This is a genomic window from Anaerococcus sp. Marseille-P3915 (assembly GCF_900258475.1).
GTDB classification, from domain to species: domain Bacteria; phylum Bacillota; class Clostridia; order Tissierellales; family Peptoniphilaceae; genus Anaerococcus; species Anaerococcus kampingae.
This window is the reverse complement of sequence record NZ_LT984887.1, coordinates 1,306,049-1,326,571: the sequence shown is the minus strand read 5'-3', so window position 1 is coordinate 1,326,571 and position 20,523 is coordinate 1,306,049. Positions and strand designations below refer to the sequence as shown.

Below are 20,523 nucleotides of genomic sequence, written 5' to 3'. Positions count from 1 at the left end.
AATTTGTTTTAAAGTCAAATTTCGATTTTTAGGGCTTTTGAAGTATGATAAAATAAGAATTATTTATAGGAGATGACTAGATGACTAATAAGAAACCTTATTATATTACAACACCAATATATTATCCAAACTCCAATTTACATATAGGAAATACCTATACATCAATAATTGCGGATGTTTTAAAAAGATATAAAAATTTGATGGGTTATGATGCTTATCTTGTTACAGGTACTGATGAGCATGGACAAAAGATTATGGAATCTGCCCATGCCCATGGCAAAGAGCCACAAGAATTTGTAGATAAGATTGCGGCAGAGACCATCAAATTATGGGAAAAGCTAGATATTAATTACGACACCTTTATCCGTTCTACTGGCAAGGACCACGAAAAGGATGTAGTGGATATTTTTAATAAACTTTATGAACAAGGTGACATCTACAAGGGCGAGTACAAGGGTTATTATTGTACACCTTGTGAGACTTTTTGGACTGAAAGCCAGCTAGAAGATGGTAAGTGCCCAGATTGTGGTCGTGATGTAGAGTACCAAGAAGAAGAGACATATTTCTTTAGATTATCAAAATATACAGACAAGCTTAAAGAATTATTCAAAGATCATCCAGAATTTTTGGAGCCTAAGTTTAGGCAAAAAGAAATGCTTAATAACTTCATAGACAAGGGCCTTTCTGACCTATCTGTGACAAGGACTTCCTTTGATTGGGGAGTGGATGTCCCATTTGATAATAAACACGTTGTTTATGTATGGATTGATGCCCTATCTTGCTATCTATCAGCAATAGGTTTCGGCACAGACAAGGAGAAATTTGAGAAATATTGGCCAGCAAGTGTTCATTTAATAGGTAAGGATATAGTAAGATTCCATACTATTATTTGGCCAGCGCTTTTGATGGCTCTTGACCTTCCACTTCCAGAAAAAGTTTTTGCCCACGGTTGGATTTTATTCGAAAATGACAAGATGAGTAAGTCTAAGGGCAATATCATGTATCCAGAGCCACTAGTAGACCTTTATGGTAATGATGCCCTTAAGTATTTCATGCTAAGAGAATTTAACTTTGGATCTGATGGGGACTTTTCTGCTAAGAAATTTATGGAAAGATACAATTCAGACCTTGTAAACGACCTTGGCAATCTTGTTTCTAGAACTACTTCAATGATTTCTAAATACAATGGCGGCATAATCGAAAAGGGTACAGAAACTGATAAATATGATGATGAATTAATTGCTCTAGCTGGAAAGACCTACGAAGAATTTGTAAGACTCATGGATGACTTTAAATTCAACGAGGCTCTTGAGACAGTTTGGAAGCTAATCCGTCGTGCCAATAAATATGTAGATGAGACTGAGCCTTGGATTCTTGGTCGTGATGAGGCAAATCTTCCAAGACTAAACAGAGTTTTATATAACCTTGCTGAGACCTTAAGAATTGTTGCCCAATTAATTGAGCCAACCATGAAGGATACCACAAAAATAATCCTTGAAAAATTAGGCACAAGCAATAAGGGAATCGAATCTGCCAAGACCTTTGGCCTTCTAGAAGAGGGAAGCAAAGTATCAAAGGGTAAGAACTTATTTGATAGACTTGATGTTGATGAAGAGCTTGCAAAACTTCACGATAAAAACAACGCCCTTATCCAGGAAAGACTTGTTGATAGCAAGGTAGATGATAAGAAGGAAGATGAAAAGGCTGAAATTGCCTACGAAGACTTCACCAAGCTTGACCTAGTTGTAGGAAAAATTGTAGAAGCAGACTTCCATCCAGATGCTGACAAGCTTTTGGTCTTTAAAGTCGATATAGGTACAGAGACTAGGACAATCGTATCAGGCATCAAAAAATGGTACAAGCCAGAAGATTTGCTTGGCAAAAATGTAATTGTTGTCAAAAACCTAGCCCCAAGAAAGATGCGTGGAATTGAATCTCAAGGCATGCTCCTTGCAGCAGACTTTGAAGATGATTTGACCCTTCTTTCAACCCTAGCTGACATCAAGCCAGGAAGCAAGGTATCTTAATGAAACTAATAGATTCTCACGCCCACTTAACAAGCGAAGAATTTGACCAGGACAGGCTCTTTATCCTAAGAGACCTGTCTAATTTCTTTGTAGAAGCAGTGGTAAATCCAGGAACAAATCTCGCAAATTCAAGGGCAAATATTGCCCTTGCCAAGGACTTTGACAATTTCTATGCCCAGGTAGGCATCCACCCATCAGATGTGGATCAAATGGGAGAAAATGATTTAGAGGAAATTGAAAAATTAGCCAAAGATGGGGCAGTAGCCATAGGAGAAATCGGCCTTGATTACTATTGGACCACAGAAACTAAGGCCCTCCAAAAGGAAGTTTTTATCAAGCAATTAGAAATGGCCAGAAGACTTGACCTGCCAGTTGTAATCCACAATAGGGATGCCACAGAAGATATAATGGAAATTTTAAAAGACTATACAGACTTAAAGGTCCAAATTCACTGTTTTTCGACAGATGAAAAGACTCTAAAAACCTACATGGATTGGGGCTTTTACATCTCTCTTGGCGGAGTTGTAACCTACAAGGATGGCCTAAATGAAAAGCAAGCAGCAGCCCTTGTCCCACTTGATAGGCTCATGCTTGAAACAGATAGCCCCTACCTTACTCCAAAGACCTTTAGGGGCCTTAGGAATGACCCACGTAGGATAATAGAGGTTGCCCAGAAAATTGCAGAAATCAGGGGCCAAAAGCTATCAACCATTGCCAAGTGGACCAGCAAAAATGCCAAGGAGTTTTTCAATTTATGATAAAAGAATGCCTAGTAGTAGAAGGAAAAGATGATATAGCCAATGTCAAAAGGGCGGTAGACTGTGAAATTATAGCTACAAATGGTCTAGCCTTTGACAAGGACCTCATTGATAGGCTTAAGGCCATCAACGACAGGTGCGGGATAATAATTTTAACTGACCCAGACTATGCTGGTAAGAAAATCAGGGCTAAGATTGGAAGAGAAATCCCAACAGCCAAGCACGCCTATATTGACAGAAACAAGGCCATTAAAAAGGGCGACTTGGGTGTTGAAAATGCTGAGCCAGAAGTAATTATTGAAGCCCTAAAAAAGGCCAAGGCAACAAAGATTGATAAGCTAAGCGAATTTACCATGGCAGACTTATTTAATAATGGTCTTGCCATTGGAGAAAATTCCAGAGAAAAAAGGGCTAAGCTTGGAGATTTTCTAGGCATCGGCTATTATAATGCTAAGGGCCTTTTGTCAAAACTTAATTCCTTTGGAATCAGCCGAGAAGAATTTGAAAGGGGAGTTGAAGCTTTATGAAAAAACTATATTCACCAAAAGTTGTAAAAGATATAATAGACCTTTATGGCTTTAGATTTTCAAAATCCCTTGGCCAAAACTTCCTCATAGACAAGAATTTCGTCGATAAAATTGTAGATGGGGCAGATGTAGCAGGGAAAAATGTCATAGAAGTAGGCCCAGGCATCGGGACAATTTCCTATGAAATGGCAAAAACTTGCAAAAAACTAGTCTTGATAGAAATTGATTCGACCTTGATTCCAATCCTTGAAGAAAATATGGAAGGATTTGACAATGTAGAGATTATAAATGCCGATATTTTAAAGACAGACCTTGTAGAAATCCAGGAAAAATATTTCGCAGGAGATCCCTTTGCCTTTGTATCAAATCTTCCCTATTATATAACAACTCCAATTATAGAAAAAATCTTTGAAGATGAGATAAATTGTTCGTCTATGACTGTCATGGTCCAAAAGGAAGTGGCAGATAGGATGTTAGCTGATGAAAAAAACAAGGACTACTCATCTCTATCAGTCTTTGTAAAATATTATGCAGATGCCAAAAGGCTAACCAATGTGCCAAAATCAGTCTTCATGCCAGCTCCAAAAATAGACTCGGCAGTCCTAAGGTTAGATTTAAGGGCCTATGACAAGGATGTGGACAGGGATAGGCTTTTTAGCCTAGTGAGGGCAGGTTTTGCTAAAAGACGCAAGACCATCCTAAATTCCCTATCAGCAGTTGCAGATAAAAAAGATTTGAAGGAGGCCTTTGCCAATTTAGGCCTAAAAGAAAATCTAAGGGCAGAAAATCTCTCCCTAGATGATTTTATAAATATAGCAAATAGCTTAGAAAATTGTTAGGCTAGAGGGGTCGTAGAGTACTTTATATATGATCTCTTCTAGGCTTTTTTCTTTGATAATAATTTTATCGAGGGCGGCAAAAAGCCCATCCCTGTCATCAAAGTCAGCCAAATAAACATTAGCATCAGGACTTGATAAGACCCAGGCATGTTCATGATTTTCATCGCCCAGATTATTTATCGAATAAGGGACATTATCAAAAATAAATTCGATTTCATGGCCTATTTCTAATAGGTTTTTAAGGTCCTTGTAGGAAAAATTTTGCTTACTCATGACTACTCCTTGTTTAAGATAAAAATTTGTGGGTATATTTCTAATTGAGACTTCGGTCTTATTTTTATTTTATACTAATTTTATTTTTTGGGTATATATAAAATAGAGAAAAAGAAAGAGGGAGTATATGCACGATATTACAATTTACACATCAAATACTTGCGTATTTTGCAAGGCAGCAAAACAATATTTCAATGAAAAAGGCATTGAATACACAGAAAAAAACATCGACAAGGACAAGGAAGCAGTTAACTACCTTATAGAAAAAGGCTACAGGGGAGTACCTGTCATAAACATCGATGGCGAAGACATCGTAGGCTTTGATAAGGAAGTTATCGAAGAAAAATTAAAATAGTAAGAAGGGCCAGGAGACTGGCTCTTTTTTGTGTGGGGATTTATCGATTAAAGCATTGATATTTTTATAGATAAATATATAGTTATTATATAGGAGGGTCTTATGGATTTTGTAAGAAATATTAAAGAAAAAACTGTAGCTATTTCTGATTTTAACAAGGGTCAAGCTGGAAAAATTTTTGATGAGGTCAATAAAAAGGGCCCTAAACTTGTTTTCAAAAATAATTCTCCAGAATGTGTCCTAATATCAGTAGATGACTATAGCAAGTTATTAGATGAGATAGAAGACTTAAAAGACTTAATCTTAGCAGAAAAGAGGATGAAGTCCTTAAAAGAAGAAGATTTAATCAGCCAGGAAGAATTTGAAAAACTTGCAGGTATTAGTTTGGAAGATACCCAAGCAATTGATTTAGATGAAATCCTATGAAATACAAATTAGTTTTAACTAAGGATGCTTATAAGGACTACATGAGCCTTGATGGGTCTATGAGAAAACAAGTGGATAAGATTTTAAAAAGAGTCCTAGAAAACCCACTTCCTGCAAGCCAGGGAGGCTATGGAAAGCCTTTAAGGAATAAAAATGGTCTTGATTTGTCAGATTTTCTAAAAATCAAACTTAGGTCTTCAGGTCTTAGGATTGTTTATAAATTAGTTGAAGTTGACGGACAGATGCTAGTAATAATAATTGGAGCTAGGTCTGATTTGGATGTTTATAAAGAAGCCTATAGAAGAATAAATAAGTAAGCAAAGGGCTAGGTTACTGGCTCTTTTTGTGTGAGGATTTTCCTTTATCGGCTAATTTATTTTGTTATATAAAAAATTATTTTAAAAAATTGTCCAAAAGTATTATAATTATAGGTAGGTTAATAAATATAAGTAAAATTTACATAGAAAAGAAAGAAGGAAATATGACTAAATACGATCCTGCCTCTACTAAGGCAGCTGAATTTATAAATCACGAAGAGATACTTGAAACTCTAGATTATGGTAGGGCAAATGCCCACAATAGGGACCTTATCAAAGCTATCTTAGAAAAGGCAAAAAAGGCCAAGGGCCTATCCCATAGGGAGGCCTTTGTGCTTTTATCATCCAAGGAAGATGACCTTAATGAAGAGATTTTCAACCTTGCCAAAGATCTTAAGCACAAGTTTTACGCCAATAGGATTGTCTTATTTGCACCCCTTTACCTATCAAATTATTGTGTAAATGGTTGTGTATATTGCCCATACCATGGACAAAATAGGACTATTCCAAGAAGAAAACTTAGCCAAGAAGAGATTAAAGAACAGGTTATTGCCCTCCAAGACCTAGGCCACAAGAGACTTGCCCTAGAGGCTGGCGAAGACCCAATCAATAACCCAATCGAATACATCCTTGAATCTATCAAGACAATTTATGGAATCAAGCACAAAAACGGTGCAATAAGAAGGGTCAATGTAAATATTGCCGCTACAACTGTAGAAAATTATAGGAAGCTTAAGGAAGCTGAGATTGGTACCTATATCCTCTTCCAAGAAACCTATAACAAAAAACAATACGAAGAACTTCACAAGTTCGGTCCAAAATCAAATTATGAATACCACACAGAAGCCATGGATAGGGCCATGGAAGGTGGAATCGATGATGTGGGCATGGGAGTTTTATATGGACTTGATTCCTACGAATATGAATTTGTCGGCCAATTGATGCATGCTGAGCACCTTGAAGCCAGATTTAACGTAGGCCCTCATACAATTTCTGTCCCAAGAATCCAGCCTGCAGATGATATAGACCCTGATGATTTTGACAATTCTTTATCAGATGATATGTTTGCAAAAGTTGTAGCCTGCATAAGAATTGCAGCCCCATACACAGGCATGATTGTATCAACCCGTGAATCTGAGGCTATGCGTGATAGATTGCTTGAGCTTGGCATAAGCCAAATTTCTGGTGGTTCTAAGACATCAGTAGGTGGCTATACAGATGATGAAACAGTAGGCTCTGACCAATTTGAGCTATCTGACAATAGGAGCTTGGATGAGGTTGTTGACTGGCTTATATCCAAAAACCACGTCCCATCCTTCTGCACAGCCTGCTACAGAAAGGGCAGGACTGGTGAAGTCTTCATGGGCATGGTCAAAGAGCACGGTATAGGCAATATCTGCCATCCAAACGCCCTAGTTACCCTAAAAGAATATGGAGTAGACTACGCAAGCCCACAAACTAAGACTGATATTGACAAGCTAATCGAAAGAGAACTTCCAAACATTGAAAATGAAGGGATAAGGGAGTCCACAAGAGAAAATATCAAAAACGTTGAGGAAGGCATCCGTGACCTCTATATCTAAGACAGGCTTTAGTGAAAGATGTCATATAGGGATTTTTGGTAGGACTAATGCTGGTAAATCAACCCTTCTAAACTATCTGACAGGTCTTGACCATGCCATAGTCTCTGAAAAGGAAGGGACTACAACAGATCCAATCAGAAAGGCCATGGAGATAACAGACTTTGGGCCGGTTGTCCTTGTTGATACGGCAGGTTTTGCAGATAGGAGTGACCTATCAGAAAAAAGAATAGAAAAATCCCTGGCAGAGATAGATAAGATTGACATATTTCTCTATTGCCTATCTGAAGATGATGACCTAAAAATCTTAGAGAAAATCAATAAACCTGTGATTTTCCTTGCCATGCACATGGATAAGGATAGGGGAGAGAAAATCCTTGAAGAATTTAAGGATAAGGCCCCAATCCCTGTTGATATTAGAAATACCCAGGCAAGGGATGAGATTTTTGCTAGGATTAGAAAGATTTACAAAAAAGAAGACCTATCTATCACCAAAAACCTAGTCAAATCTCACGATACGGTAGTCCTTGTCATGCCGATAGATGCAGCAAGTCCTAAGGATAGGCTCATAAAGCCGCAAGTCATGACCATAAGGGAAATAATAGATAAAAATGCCACAGCTATTTGTACAAATCTGGAAAATTTTGAGGCGACTATTAAATCTCTTAATAAAATAGATTTGATAATCACAGATAGCCAGGTCTTTAAGGAAGTCTATCAGAAAAAGCCAGAAGGAGTTTTGCTTACAAGCTTTTCAGTCCTATTTTCTGCTTTTAAGGGGGATATAAATTATTTTGTAAAGTCAGCTGCAAGGCTTGATGATGATATCAAAAATATCCTAATAGCAGAAGCCTGCACCCATCCTCCTATAGAAGAAGACATAGGTACAGTCAAGATTCCAAAGCTTATAAGAAAGACCCACCCTGATGTAAATATAGATTTTGTAAGGGGCAATGACCCTATAGATTATTCAAAATACGACCTAATCATCACTTGTGGATCATGTATGTTTAATAGGACCCATGTCCTAAATAGGCTAGCAAAATCAAAAGAAGCTGATGTTCCTATGACAAATTATGGCATGGCAATAGCCAAACTTAGCGGTATCCTTGATAAAATCACCCTTCCAGATAAATAAATAAAAATTATGCCTTATAAATTTGACATAAAAAATTAAAGATGGTATTATATGACTATCAATTCGATAATAGATTTACAAACCATTTGAAGAGAAGAGTAGTTTAAGTGGATTTTCTACAGAGAGCCCCGGTTGGTGCAAAGGGGTGAATTAAAGCTTAGATGAAGATGGCCTCGGATGGGATGAGTCGATATGAGACCCATACGGGAATTCCCGTTATAGAAGAAGAGTATGTTTGTACTTGATGAGTGTATATTTGGGGTGACCCAGGTATAAAATAAGGTGGTAACGCGTCAAAACGTCCTTATGTTTCCTTTTGGAAATGTAAGGACGTTTTTTTTATAATCTATAAGAAGAGAAAAGAGAGAAAGATGATAGAATTAAAAAATATAAGCGTAGACTTTGACGGCTTTAAGGCTGTCAAGGATGTGAGTCTAGAAATAGAAGAGCAGGATGCCTTCGGTATTGTAGGCTTTTCTGGGGCAGGCAAGTCGACCCTAGTTAGGACAATCAATCTCCTCCAAAGACCAAGTGAGGGAGAGGTCCTAATCGATGGGGAAAACCTCCTAGATTTAAGCCAAAAAGACCTAAGGGCAAGGAGGAAAAAAATTGGAATGATCTTCCAACACTTCAATCTCCTAAACAACCTGACAGTAATTGACAATGTAATATTTCCAATCAAAAAAGATAAGAGCCTAAGCCCTGAAGAAAAAAGAGACAAGGCCCAAAGGCTTTTGGAAAAGGTTGGAATTGGTGATAAGGCAGATAACTATCCGAGGGAATTATCAGGAGGCCAGCAGCAAAGATGTGCCATAGCAAGGGCCCTAGCATCAGACCCTGAAATCCTCCTTTGTGATGAGGCCACAAGCGCCCTAGACCCAAAGACAACCAAGCAAATCCTAAAGCTCTTAAAAGAGCTCAACCAAGAGCTTAAGCTAACCATAGTAATAATAACCCACCAGATGGAAGTGGTAAAGGACCTTTGCAACAAATGTGCAGTCATGCAGGGTGGAGAAATCATTGAAATGGGCACAACCCTAGAAATATTCGCCAATCCTCAAAATGACCTAACCAAAGAATTTGTTGAAACCAGTACCAACACCAGGGAGACAATAGAGGAAGTAAAGGCTAACCTTGGAATTTTAAAGGCAGATGAGCAACTAGCCAAGCTAGACTACTTGGGAGATGCCACAACAGAGCCAATCATAAATGAGCTAAATGAGAAATTTGGTATAAAAACCAATATCCTTGCAGGCAACATCGAATTTATAAATGGAACACCAGTAGGCAACCTCATCGTAACCATAAAGGGCGATGACAAAAACCTAAGCCAGGTAAGGGCCTACCTAAAGGATAAGAAGACAAACATAGAAATTTTAGGAGGTAAGGATGGGATTCTTTGATTATTCTCTATCGATTAAAGATAGGATAATAAGTGACTTTGGGATAACCCTCTACATGCTAATCGTATCTGCTATATTTGCAGGCATCCTTGGACTAATCCTTGGGGTGATAATGGTAGTTACAGATAAGGGAAGGATCTTAGAAAATAAAACAATCTATAGCATTTTAGATAAGCTAACCAACCTCTTTAGGGCCATACCCTTTGTAATCATGATAGCCCTAGTAGTCCCAATAACCAAGGCAATTGTAAATACCAGGATAGGGCCAACAGCAGCCATAGTACCCCTAGTATTTTCAACAGCTCCATTTTTTGCAAGGCAAGTAGAACAAGCCCTAGCAGAAGTAGAACCGGGCAAGATAGAGGCGGCAGATGCCATGGGGCTAAGCCCCTTTGAGATAATAATAAGAGTATACCTAAGAGAAGGCCTACCAAGCCTAATCAGGGCATCATCCATAACCCTAATCTCCCTATTAGGCCTTACAGCAATGGCAGGCATAGTCGGTGCAGGAGGTATAGGAGATTTGGCCATAGCCCTAGGTTATCAAAGATACAAAGATGATGTGGTAGTGGTAGCAGTAGTACTAATACTTGTAATAGTCTATATCATCCAGGCTATAGCAAACTACCTAATAAGAAAAACAAGTCACTAATCTAAAAGATTTTAATATATATTGTTGGAACGTTACTCAAATTCATAAAAATATAAAGGAGAAAATAATGAAATTAACAGCAAAAATCGCCCTAGCCCTAGGTCTAGTGGCAACACTAACAGCTTGCGGATCTAACAGCAAGACAGAAGAAAAGGCAGCAGAGGCACCAAAGACAGAGACAGCAGAAAAAGCAGAAAAAAAAGATGACAAAGGCCCAATCAAAATCGGTGTAGTAGGAGAATACAACGAAGTCCTAGAAGAAGTTATAAAAAGATATGAAGAAGGAACAGGTGATAAGATAGAGCTAGTCAAATTTGCAGACTACAACCAACCAAACGAAGCCCTTCTAGCAGGAGATATAGACCTAAACGCCTACCAACACTACAAATTCTTAGACGAATTTAACGCAGACAGGGGAAGTGATTTAGTATCAATCGGCGATACAATGCTAGCACCAATTGCCCTATTCTCAAATAAGGTAAAAAGCCTAGATGACTTAGAAGAAGGAGCAAGAATAGCAATACCAAATGACCCATCAAATGGCTCAAGAGCCCTATTCCTCCTTCAAGATGCAGGACTTATCAAAGTAGAAGGTGAACCAGGCGAGATTGTAGGCCTAGATAAGATAAAAGAAAATCCAAAGAACCTAGAAATAATCGAAATGGACGCATCACAAACATCAAGAAGCCTAGATGATGTAGACGCAGCAGCAGTAAACGACACCTTCGCCCTAGATGCAGGCCTAGATAGAAAGACAATAATCTATGAAGAAAATCCAAAAAGCGAATCAGTAAAACAATATATCAATATAATCGCAGCAAGAAAAGAAGACGAAAACAATGAAAGATACAAAGAATTCGTAAAATACTACCAAACAGACGAAACAAAAGCTGATTACGAGAGAATAACAAAAGGATCTTGGATACCAGCTTGGTAAAAAAATAAGGTTTTAGGGTACCTTCCCTAAGACCTTTTTTTTATCCAAGGTAAAAGTATTATTTCATTTCATTAAGGCCACTTACACAATGTTTGCAAGAGATCTTATTCATTTAACCTAAATTATGTGATATAATTAGCTAAAGAGATAAATAAGGAAGGTTGTCTATGAAAAAAATACTCTTAATTGCTTGTATGGTTTTTGTTTTTACATCTTGTGATTATCAAACAAAAGTTGATGAAGTTACTGATGATTTGTCGCAATTAGGCCAAGTTGTGAAGGATAAGGTGGATGAGGTTGTTGATCAAGATAAGGGAAATGACCAGGAGAATCAAAATTATCAATCAAGTAATGAAAATCCTAATATTGAGGAAGATTATCCAAAAGAAGAAAATGTAGAAAGCAAGGTACAAAATGAAAATATTGTGGAAAATGAGGAGAAGACCTATGATGACCTATCTTTTATAGATTGCTATAGGGACATATTAAATTCTGACCTACCCCTTAGGGATTATATTTCGACAGAGGATAATTCTCACATAATTACTTATCTAAATGATGATACCTATGTTGATGGAAAGTATTTTAAAACTTCATACCAACACGGGTCCTATTATTTTAACCTCATAGACCATAAGGATTTTAAATACCCTCTCTTAGTCTTAAAAGAAAAATCCAAGATGTTTTCATCAATAGTGATTGTCCAATATTTAGGAGATGGAAAATACAACACCATGGGCTATCTAGGTGGATCAGAGATAAGCTTTCAGCCAGAAAATTTATACTTTGATGAAGAAGGTAATCTTTATGCGGATTCTTCTTATTATCAAGATGAAATATATGGCATAAACAAGGTAGATGATAGGCTTATGGCAAATTTTCTATACACAGCTGATAGCAAGGGAAAAGCCACCAAGCTTTACGCAGACTATTATTCAGAACCACCAATAGAAAAAATTGACGAAAATTATCCAAACGGGGTTGATAACTTTGATAGGCTAATGATTTTTGATGATACAAAAGAAGATTTCAGCCTGGAGGAATTAAACGACTTCAGAGAAAAATTAAGACCTGTAGAACTTTTTGACCTTAGCATAGAAAAATATAACGAAGTTGCCAAGGAAAACTTCGCCAATAATAAAAACATAGCAGTAGGCCCTAAAACAAGGAGCTCTAGCATCGAAGATAAAGATGCCTATGCTAAAATGCTTAATTTTATAAGGGAAAATCTCAATATATCTCAGCAAGAAGGCAAGGAAGAAGTCTATATAGCAGATTACGATAATAATGGCAAGCTTGCTGCCTTTGTAGTAGCTATGAATAAAGATTATAAGCCTGAACTTGTCTTTGTAGATGAAGACTTAAATATAAGCAAGGTCAAAGATTTGATAGATATGAAGCCTTATGCTGATAGTGGTGGTTATTACAAAATCTTAAATGAAGGGGCCTTTGATGCAGGGGATGACCAATACCTCGCCATAGAAGAAAATTACGGCTCAAGTAATTCAGATTGCTATATATATTCTGTTGCAAATAACAAGGTCTATGAGCCTGATATTTCTACAAAGGTGGCGACCTTTTATAAAGATGTGGACACCTACGCTAACAAATATTATTACCATGAATACACAGAAATGGGCGGATCATTGCAAGAAGGAATAGAATATTATAAATATTATCAAGTCGATAGGCAATTTGAAAAAAATTCTGCCAATGCTTCAGAAGAAATTGACCTAAATGAGAAAAGTGATGAAAATTCAACTATTGAAGAACCTATTAATCTAGAAAATGAAGAGGAAAATTCTGAACAAAAAATAGCTGAAGAAAAAATAGAAGAAAAAGCAGATAATAAGAAAATTGATGAAGAAAAACAGGTTGAGATTGAAGCGAATGATAAAATTAATCCTAAATTAAGGGCAAATGTTAAAGATGTAAAACCCATCATCTCCATAGTTGGGGCAGAGGATGGCCTAGATTATGTAAGAAATATATCATTAAGAGTCCTAAATTATAAGGACTATCCTCCAACAGCTAGAATAATAGTAAAGGCTATGGAATTTATTAAAGAAGATAAGGATGGCTACTTGATTAGTGAAAAACCAATTGATATAGAAGTTAAGCAGTGGTTGCTTTTTGATTGGGGCAAGGATAGGACCATTTCTCTTTCTATTCAAATTGTAGATGGAGAAAATAAATCTGAAAAATACACATATTGTTTAAACCCGGTCTTTAATAATAATATGAAGAAAATTTCCTCTGGAGATTATTTAAGAGAGACAAAGTTTAGATCATATATGGGCCAGATCAAAGATATAAATACAAAATCAAGAGATAAATATGCCTTTATACAAGACATATATAAGCCAGGTAAATACGATAAAGCTACTATAGAATTAAGAGATAAGTGGTTTGACTACGCTGAGACAATGACCTATTTAAAATTTCTAGAAAATATAAAGGTGGCAGAATCTAGCAAGTATACAAAAAGTGATTTTAAGAGCTTAAGCCGCCTATCTTCGCATTTAAGAGATATTTCTCTAGCCAAAGAAATCATATCTTCTATCAAAGATGAATCAGTTGATAAAACTATAAAGTTTGCTGATAAAAAGTATATCTTTCATTATGATATGATATCGGTGGGAATGGCAGTGAATTTCGATGGATATATATCTGATGAAGATGGCAACCTTATAAAAGGACTCGACCTTTTAAAGGCTACTAGCAAAGTTAATCCTGATACAATGAAGATAAATGATGCTTATATGAAAGTTATAGGGACACAGATATTTGCAAACTCAGTCGGTGCAGGAAATGCTGTAAAGGAAGCAAATAGACTAGTTAATTTGAGGGAAATTAATATAAGTGATGCTGAAAGAGTATTTAATATGATATATTCCTGTTTTGACGATGATACCATCAAATCAAAGAAAAATAGGATACTTATATCAAAAAGCTTAGGCTTATACAATGAAGGAATAGATTTCTTCACAGTCTGCGAAGCCTTAAATAATATAAGTAACTTTAAAAATGAGAATTTCAACACTACTCTAGCCTTTAACGTAGAAAAAAGAGATTTAAACGACCTATACAAAGATAGCCTTACAGTTATGAAATATTTGGGAAAGCTCGATAAAAATAAATAGGACTTAAAAAATTAGGGGGCAAAGCCCCCTAAAATTAAATGTTAATTTTGCTTTAAGCAAGCTTTCTCAAGAGCTTGGCCTAAGTCTGCGATTATATCGTCGATATGTTCTATTCCTATTGATAATCTAATAAGGCTTGGGCTGATTCCTACACTTTCAAGCTCTTTATCTGATAATTGTCTGTGGGTGGAGCTTGCTGGGTGGAGGGCTAGGCTTCTGACATCTGCTACGTGGACTGCTAGTCTTACTAATTTTAGGGAGTCTATGAATTTGACTGCTGCATCTTTTCCGCCTTTTATCTCAAAGGATAGGACCCCTGCTCCTCCGCTTAGGTATTTTTGGGCTAGGTCGTAAGAGGCAGATGATTTTAAAAATGGGTAGGATACCCTATCTACATATGGGTTATCTTCTAAGAATTCTGCTACGGCTAGGGCGTTTTGGCTGTGTCTTTCCATTCTTAGGGCTAGGGTGTCTAGGCCTAGGAGGGTGAGGTAGGCGTTAAATGGTGATTGGATTGTGCCTAGGTCACGTAGGCCTACTGTACGGAGTCTTGCTGCATAGGCTGCCTTTCCGAAATGGTCTGCAAAGACTAGGCCGTGGTAGGATTCATCCTTTTCTGTGAGGACTTTGAAATCTCCCTTTTTCCAGTCGAAATTTCCGCTATCTACTATGATTCCACCCATGGCTGCTGCATGACCATCTAGGTATTTGCTTGATGAGTAGGTTACTATATCACAACCGTGCTCTATTGGACGGAGGAGAGCTGGGGTTGCTAGAGTGTTGTCTAAGATTAGTGGGATATTATTCTCGTGGGCTACTTTTGCGTATTTTTCAATGTCTAGGACATCTGCCTTTGGATTTGTGAGGGATTCTCCAAAAATTAGCTTGGTATTATCCTTGATGGCTGCCTTTAGGGCATCTATGTCATTACAAGGAACAAAAGTAGCTTCTATGCCAAAATTTTTAAGGGTGGTGCCTATGAGGTTGTAGGTTCCTCCATAGATGTTATTTAGGGCTATGACATGGTCTCCTGCTCCTGCTATATTTGTTATTGCAAGAAGATTTGCAGCCTGGCCGCTGCCTGTGGCTACTGCTGCTACGCCTCCATCAAGGGCGGCTAGTCTTTTTTCTAGGGCATCTACTGTAGGATTGCCCAGCCTGGTATAGAAAAATCCTGCTTCTTTTAGGTCAAATAGGTCTGCAACTTCCTTGGTAGAATTGTATTTAAAGGTTGTAGATTGGGAGATTGGTGGGATGTTCGCTCCACCATTTTCAATTTCATAGCCTGCTCTTAGGCAAAGGGTGTCGATGTTTTCTTTTCTTTTATCTGTCATTTTTCTTACCTCTTTTATAATATTTATCATAAGCTTAAAAAAAGCCCTCATTATTCCTATAGGAATAACAAGGGCGTAAAATCGCGGTACCACCTTAAATTATTATATAATCACTCATATAATCTCACCGAGTACTAACATACTCTCGCTCTGTAACGTAAGCTGACGTAAATCCCTAATATCGGGAAATCCTAAATGAGAACCATCTTCATACAAACTCTCTCCACTTCTTTCACCACAACGAAGCTCTCTTTGCTTGATTATCTGCACTACTCTTTCTCATATAAAGTTTATGATATGCTTATAATATATGCTACTTAAATCTTTTGTCAACTGAATTTATCTGGAAAAGTCGTATAATATAGGAGATAAGTTAATCGTGATAAGGAGATTAAAATGACTACAGTTTATGATTTTAAGGTAAAAAATGATCAAGGAGAAATGGTTTCTCTTGAAAAATATAAGGGCAAGGTCCTACTTATAGTAAATACTGCTACAAAATGTGGTTTTACCCCACAATATGAAGGCTTAGAAGAACTTTATGAAAAATACAAGGATAGGGGATTTGAAATTCTAGACTTCCCATCAAATCAATTTGGAGCTCAGGCACCTGGAGATATAGAAGAAATTAATGGCTTTTGCGAGCTTAATTTTGGAACAAGCTTTGATAGGTTTGATAAGATAGATGTAAATGGAGACAATGAAGACCCACTCTACACCTTCCTAAAAAGCCAAAAGAGCGGACTAGCAGGCCCTGCCATAAAGTGGAATTTCACCAAGTTTTTGATAGATAAAAATGGAAATGTTGTTAAAAGATACGGCTCAGCCAAAAAGCCAAAAAATATAGCAAAGGACATAGAGGAAGAATTAAATGCATAAGGATAAGCTAGTAGAACTTGCCTTCGAATCTATAAGATATTATCTTGAAAATGGCAAGTATTTAGAAAAATATGACGAGGAATTAAAAAACAACCACAACGGTGTCCTAATCCAAATTACCAAGGGTGATAGGACAGAAAGGTCTGGCTCAATCTACCCAACCAGGTCAAATATAGCCTTAGATATAATCTATGAAGCAGTAAATCTAGGCGTATTTGACAATGCCTTTGCCCTAAGACTTGATGAATTAGACGATATCTATATCCAAGTTTTGGAGGTAACAAAGGTAAAAGCAATGGAAAAGCTTGAAGACTTTGGCGTTTACTCAGGCCTACTTTTAAATTACTCAAATAATCCAGCCCTAGTCTTTAGGGAAGATTATGAGACAGACTTTCAGATGTTTGAAGATGCCAAGAAAAGGGCCAATGTCGATGCCTACGACATATTTAGCATGGAGAAATTTAAAATAAAAAGACATATCTAGGTCGCTTTAAAATTTGACAAAAGCAAGTAAAATAGTACACTATTTGAGAAAGTATATAGATTAGACTATATAAAGAAGAGTAACTTATATCAAAGCTTCAGAGAGGCATGGTTGGTGAGAATGCTAGGGGAGATATGAGTGAAGATCATCTTTATTGTTTATTAGGTGAAATAAGTAGCCTAGTAGGAATGCCAATCCTTAAGAGCAAATCAGGAAATAAGTGGACCGTCTGTATGGACGGTCCTTTTTTATTAGAAAGGAAATCATATGTGCAATCATCATTTTGAAGAAATTAACAGTAAAAATGTCAGAGAAAGAGAAGCCCATATCCAAAAGTTTTGGGAAGATATTGACCTTCTTGATAAGACGTTTGAAACAAGAAAAGACGGGAAAGATTATGTAATCTATGACGGCCCTCCAACAGCAAATGGTAAGCCAGGCATCCACCACGTTATAGCCAGAACCCTAAAGGATATGACAAGCCGCTATAAGAACATGAGAGGCTACAGAGTCCTTAAAAAGGCCGGCTGGGATACACACGGTCTTCCGGTTGAAATCGAAGTAGAAAAGCAACTTGGCTTTCATGATAAAAACGACATAGAAGAATACGGCATAGAGAAATTTAACAAATTATGTAAGGAATCTGTTTGGAAATATTCTGATATGTGGAGAGACATGTCAGATAGGATGGGATATCTTTACGACATGGACCACCCATATGTAACCATGAACAATGACTACATTGAAAGTGAGTGGTGGCTTCTAGATAAGGCCTTCAAGGAAGGTTTAATCTATGAAGGTGCCAAGGTTATGCCTTATTGTCCAAGATGTGGTACAGGTCTTGCCAGCCACGAGGTAGCCCAAGGCTATGAATTTGAAAAGACCATCACCCTTACAGTTAGGTTCAAAAAGAAAGATGCTGACAATGAATATTTCTTAGCATGGACCACAACTCCATGGACCTTGCCATCAAACCTTGCCCTTGCTGTAAATCCTGAATTAACTTATGTAAAAGTTTTTGATAAAGAAGATGATTGCTATTATTACATGGCCAAATCTCTGATGGGAAAACTTATGGATAAGAGAGATTATGAACTTGTCGAGGAAATGAAAGGTACTGACCTTGAGCTTTTAGAATATGAGCAATTGATGCCATATGTTAAGACCCAACCAGGCAAGGCCTTTAAGGTCATCCTAGCTGACTATGTATCAGCAGAAGATGGTACTGGTATTGTCCACATAGCACCAGCCTTTGGTGAGGACGACTACCAAGCTTGTAGAAAATATGACCTAGACTTCGTCCAACCAGTTGATTTAGAAGGTAAATTTACCACAACCCCTTGGAAGGGTGAATTTGTTTTCGATACCAACGAGAAAATCTGGAGACATTTACAAGAAGAAGGCAAAGTATTTGCCAAGGAAACAATGGAGCATAACTATCCACACTGCTGGAGATGCCACACACCACTAATCTATTATGCAAGACCATCTTGGTATATCGAAATGAGCAAGTTCTCAGATAAGATGGTAGAAAATAATGATGGAGTAAACTGGTTCCCACAAACAATAGGTGAGAAGAGATTTGGCAATTGGCTAGCCAATGTCAAGGATTGGGCAATATCTAGGTCTAGATATTGGGGTACACCACTTAATATCTGGAGATGTGAGTGCGGCCACACAGATACAGTAGGCAGTCGTGCTGAGCTAAAAGAGCGTGCAATAGAGGATATTTCAGAAGATATAGAGCTACACAGACCATATGTAGATGATGTCCATATCAAGTGTGACAAGTGCGGGGGCACCATGTCTAGGGTTCCAGACGTAATGGATGTTTGGTTTGACTCAGGATCCATGCCATTTGCCCAACTCCACTACCCATTTGAAAACAAAGAATTATTTGAGAATGACTACTACCCAGCAGACTTTATCTGCGAGGGAATCGACCAAACAAGGGGCTGGTTCTACTCACTAATGGCTATTTCAACAATAACCACTGGCAAGGCTCCATTTAAAAATGTCCTTGTAAATGACCTAGTAGTAGATAAAAACGGCAGAAAGATGTCAAAATCTTTGGGCAACACCCTAGACCCATTCGCCCTCTTTGATAAATATGGGGCAGATGCGGTAAGATTCTACTCCCTATACGTATCACCAGCTTGGATGCAAACCAAATTTGACGAAAAAGGCCTAGTAGAAGTTAAAAACAACTTCTTCAGAACTTTTGAAAATGTCTACAATTTCTTTGCCCTTTATGCAGGAACAGATGGCCTAAGCCTAGAGGATATCAAAGGATTTTCTGATGTAAAACTTGACAATATAGACAAATGGCTATATTCAAGACTTAACAGCCTAATCAAAGACTACGATTCTTATATGGATAGCTTTGATTTCAATAAGGTAGTTCACGAGATAAATGACTTTGTAGTAGAAGATTTATCAAATTGGTATATCAGACGAAATAGGAAGAGATTCTGGTCTCAAGATATGACTGATTCTAAAAAGGCAGTTTATAAGACAACTTACGATGTCCTAGTGACCCTAGCCAAGCTAATAGCGCCAATCACACCATTCTTAGCAGAGGAAGTCTTTAAGAAGCTAACAGGCGAAGAAACAGTTCATACCCAAATCTTGCCAGAAGCAAACGAAAGCCTAATCGATGAAAAAATCGAAGCTGACATGGACCTTGTAAGAAAGATTGTAAACCTAGGCCGTGCTTCAAGAGAAAAAGAAGCAATCAAGGTTCGTCAACCTCTATCAAAGATTGTAGTAGATGGATCTTATAAGGAAAGATTAGACAATCTCCTTCCACTTATAAAAGAAGAGCTAAATATCAAGGAAGTCGACTTTGAAGATGACCTATCAGAATTTATGAACTACTTCCTAAAACCAGATTTTAGGGTAGTGGGTAGGATTTTCCAATCCAAGGTAAACGACTTTGCTAAATACCTTGCAACAACAAATGCCAAAGATTTTATAGAAAAGGTCGAAGAAGGCCCAGTAAAGGTAGAACTAGGCGGTGAAGAATTCGAAGTAAGTAAGGACTATCTAGACATCAGAATCTCAGCCAAGGAAGGCTTTGATGTGGAAATAGATGGCAATGTCTTTGTAATCCTAGATACAGAAATCACAGAAGATTTAAGAGATGAAGGTTATGCTAGAGAATTTATCTCAAAAATTCAAAACCTAAGAAAAGACTCTGGTTTTGAGGTTACAGATAGGATAAATATTGCTTTTGATGCTGATCCTGACCTTGCAGGCTCTCTTGAAAAGTTTGCGGAAGTAATCAAAAAAGAAACCCTAGCAGAAAATCTATCAAAAGCAGAACTTGATGGTGAAGATCTAGAATTAAACGATAAGAAAGTTAAAATAAGTCTAGAAAGATTATAGACTAATGAGGGGCTGGCATTTGCTAGCCTCTTTTTAAGTCTGTATAATCTCTAAGAGAGGTATA

At 37.4% G+C, this 20,523-nt stretch carries 18 protein-coding genes and 1 other annotated feature; of the genes, 16 read left to right on the top strand and 2 right to left on the bottom strand.

The features are described 5' to 3' along the window. Positions 1-80 precede the first annotated feature (80 nt). From metG to rsmA, 4 genes are read left to right on the top strand one after another with little or no spacing between them, the layout of a single operon-like run. On the top strand, positions 81-2,027 hold the full coding sequence (gene metG, locus C8269_RS06460) for a methionine--tRNA ligase (RefSeq protein ID WP_106460897.1): 1,947 nt from the start codon (positions 81-83) through the stop codon (positions 2,025-2,027). Continuing rightward, complete coding sequence (locus tag C8269_RS06455) at positions 2,027-2,785, top strand: TatD family hydrolase (RefSeq protein WP_106460896.1); 759 nt, start codon at positions 2,027-2,029, stop codon at positions 2,783-2,785. Before metG ends, C8269_RS06455 begins: the two co-directional genes overlap by 1 nt. Then, complete coding sequence (rnmV, locus tag C8269_RS06450; protein ID WP_106460895.1) at positions 2,782-3,312, top strand: ribonuclease M5; 531 nt, start codon at positions 2,782-2,784, stop codon at positions 3,310-3,312. The genes C8269_RS06455 and rnmV overlap by 4 nt, the downstream gene beginning before the upstream one ends. Continuing rightward, on the top strand, positions 3,309-4,151 hold the full coding sequence (rsmA, locus tag C8269_RS06445; protein WP_106460894.1) for a 16S rRNA (adenine(1518)-N(6)/adenine(1519)-N(6))-dimethyltransferase RsmA: 843 nt from the start codon (positions 3,309-3,311) through the stop codon (positions 4,149-4,151). Before rnmV ends, rsmA begins: the two co-directional genes overlap by 4 nt. On the opposite strand, the gene C8269_RS06440 is transcribed toward rsmA, so the two are convergent. Continuing rightward, positions 4,137-4,424, bottom strand: coding sequence for a hypothetical protein (locus tag C8269_RS06440; RefSeq protein WP_106460893.1), 288 nt, complete (start codon positions 4,422-4,424; stop codon positions 4,137-4,139). The two genes, rsmA and C8269_RS06440, sit on opposite strands and share 15 nt — an antisense overlap. Before the next feature lie 127 nt (positions 4,425-4,551). On the opposite strand from C8269_RS06440, the gene C8269_RS06435 reads away from it, so the two are divergent. The 9 genes from C8269_RS06435 (at position 4,552) to C8269_RS06395 (ending at position 14,375) form a co-directional block, all read left to right on the top strand. Continuing rightward, complete coding sequence (locus C8269_RS06435; RefSeq protein ID WP_106460892.1) at positions 4,552-4,779, top strand: glutaredoxin family protein; 228 nt, start codon at positions 4,552-4,554, stop codon at positions 4,777-4,779. A 102-nt stretch (positions 4,780-4,881) separates the two neighbouring features. Then, complete coding sequence (locus C8269_RS06430) at positions 4,882-5,205, top strand: type II toxin-antitoxin system Phd/YefM family antitoxin (protein WP_106460891.1); 324 nt, start codon at positions 4,882-4,884, stop codon at positions 5,203-5,205. Continuing rightward, positions 5,202-5,522 (top strand): type II toxin-antitoxin system RelE family toxin, encoded by a 321-nt coding sequence (locus C8269_RS06425; protein ID WP_106460890.1) that lies wholly within the window; start codon positions 5,202-5,204, stop codon positions 5,520-5,522. Before C8269_RS06430 ends, C8269_RS06425 begins: the two co-directional genes overlap by 4 nt. 164 nt (positions 5,523-5,686) lie before the next feature. Then, positions 5,687-7,105: a [FeFe] hydrogenase H-cluster radical SAM maturase HydG gene (hydG, locus tag C8269_RS06420; RefSeq protein WP_106460889.1), complete on the top strand. Its 1,419-nt coding sequence runs from the start codon at positions 5,687-5,689 to the stop codon at positions 7,103-7,105. Then, positions 7,089-8,240, top strand: coding sequence for a [FeFe] hydrogenase H-cluster maturation GTPase HydF (hydF, locus tag C8269_RS06415; RefSeq protein ID WP_106460888.1), 1,152 nt, complete (start codon positions 7,089-7,091; stop codon positions 8,238-8,240). The genes hydG and hydF overlap by 17 nt, the downstream gene beginning before the upstream one ends. Positions 8,241-8,317: 77 nt before the next feature. After that, positions 8,318-8,549 (top strand) — a binding site (T-box leader). A gap of 62 nt (positions 8,550-8,611) precedes the next feature. Continuing rightward, positions 8,612-9,643 carry a methionine ABC transporter ATP-binding protein gene (locus C8269_RS06410; RefSeq protein WP_106460887.1) on the top strand — a complete coding sequence of 344 codons (1,032 nt, stop codon included), beginning with the start codon at positions 8,612-8,614 and terminating at the stop codon, positions 9,641-9,643. After that, positions 9,630-10,295 carry a methionine ABC transporter permease gene (locus tag C8269_RS06405; RefSeq protein ID WP_106460886.1) on the top strand — a complete coding sequence of 222 codons (666 nt, stop codon included), beginning with the start codon at positions 9,630-9,632 and terminating at the stop codon, positions 10,293-10,295. The genes C8269_RS06410 and C8269_RS06405 overlap by 14 nt, the downstream gene beginning before the upstream one ends. Before the next feature lie 67 nt (positions 10,296-10,362). Beyond that, the gene (locus tag C8269_RS06400; RefSeq protein WP_106460885.1) at positions 10,363-11,232 is read left to right on the top strand and encodes a MetQ/NlpA family ABC transporter substrate-binding protein; all 870 of its coding nucleotides are present in this window, start codon (positions 10,363-10,365) and stop codon (positions 11,230-11,232) included. A 167-nt stretch (positions 11,233-11,399) separates the two neighbouring features. Beyond that, positions 11,400-14,375, top strand: coding sequence for a hypothetical protein (locus C8269_RS06395; RefSeq protein ID WP_106460884.1), 2,976 nt, complete (start codon positions 11,400-11,402; stop codon positions 14,373-14,375). Between the two features lie 41 nt (positions 14,376-14,416). On the opposite strand, the gene C8269_RS06390 is transcribed toward C8269_RS06395, so the two are convergent. Further along, the gene (locus tag C8269_RS06390; protein ID WP_106461146.1) at positions 14,417-15,709 is read right to left on the bottom strand and encodes an O-acetylhomoserine aminocarboxypropyltransferase/cysteine synthase family protein; all 1,293 of its coding nucleotides are present in this window, start codon (positions 15,707-15,709) and stop codon (positions 14,417-14,419) included. Positions 15,710-16,105: 396 nt separating this feature from the next. On the opposite strand from C8269_RS06390, the gene C8269_RS06385 reads away from it, so the two are divergent. The 3 genes from C8269_RS06385 to ileS all read left to right on the top strand — a co-directional run bounded on the left by C8269_RS06385 (position 16,106) and on the right by ileS (position 20,459). Then, positions 16,106-16,588 (top strand): glutathione peroxidase, encoded by a 483-nt coding sequence (locus C8269_RS06385; protein WP_106460883.1) that lies wholly within the window; start codon positions 16,106-16,108, stop codon positions 16,586-16,588. Further along, entirely contained in the window at positions 16,581-17,072 is a 492-nt protein-coding gene (locus C8269_RS06380) for an AMMECR1 domain-containing protein (RefSeq protein WP_106460882.1), read from the top strand. The genes C8269_RS06385 and C8269_RS06380 overlap by 8 nt, the downstream gene beginning before the upstream one ends. 267 nt (positions 17,073-17,339) lie before the next feature. Further along, positions 17,340-20,459, top strand: a complete 3,120-nt coding sequence (gene ileS, locus C8269_RS06370; protein ID WP_106460880.1) for an isoleucine--tRNA ligase — start codon at positions 17,340-17,342, stop codon at positions 20,457-20,459. Positions 20,460-20,523: the final 64 nt, after the last annotated feature.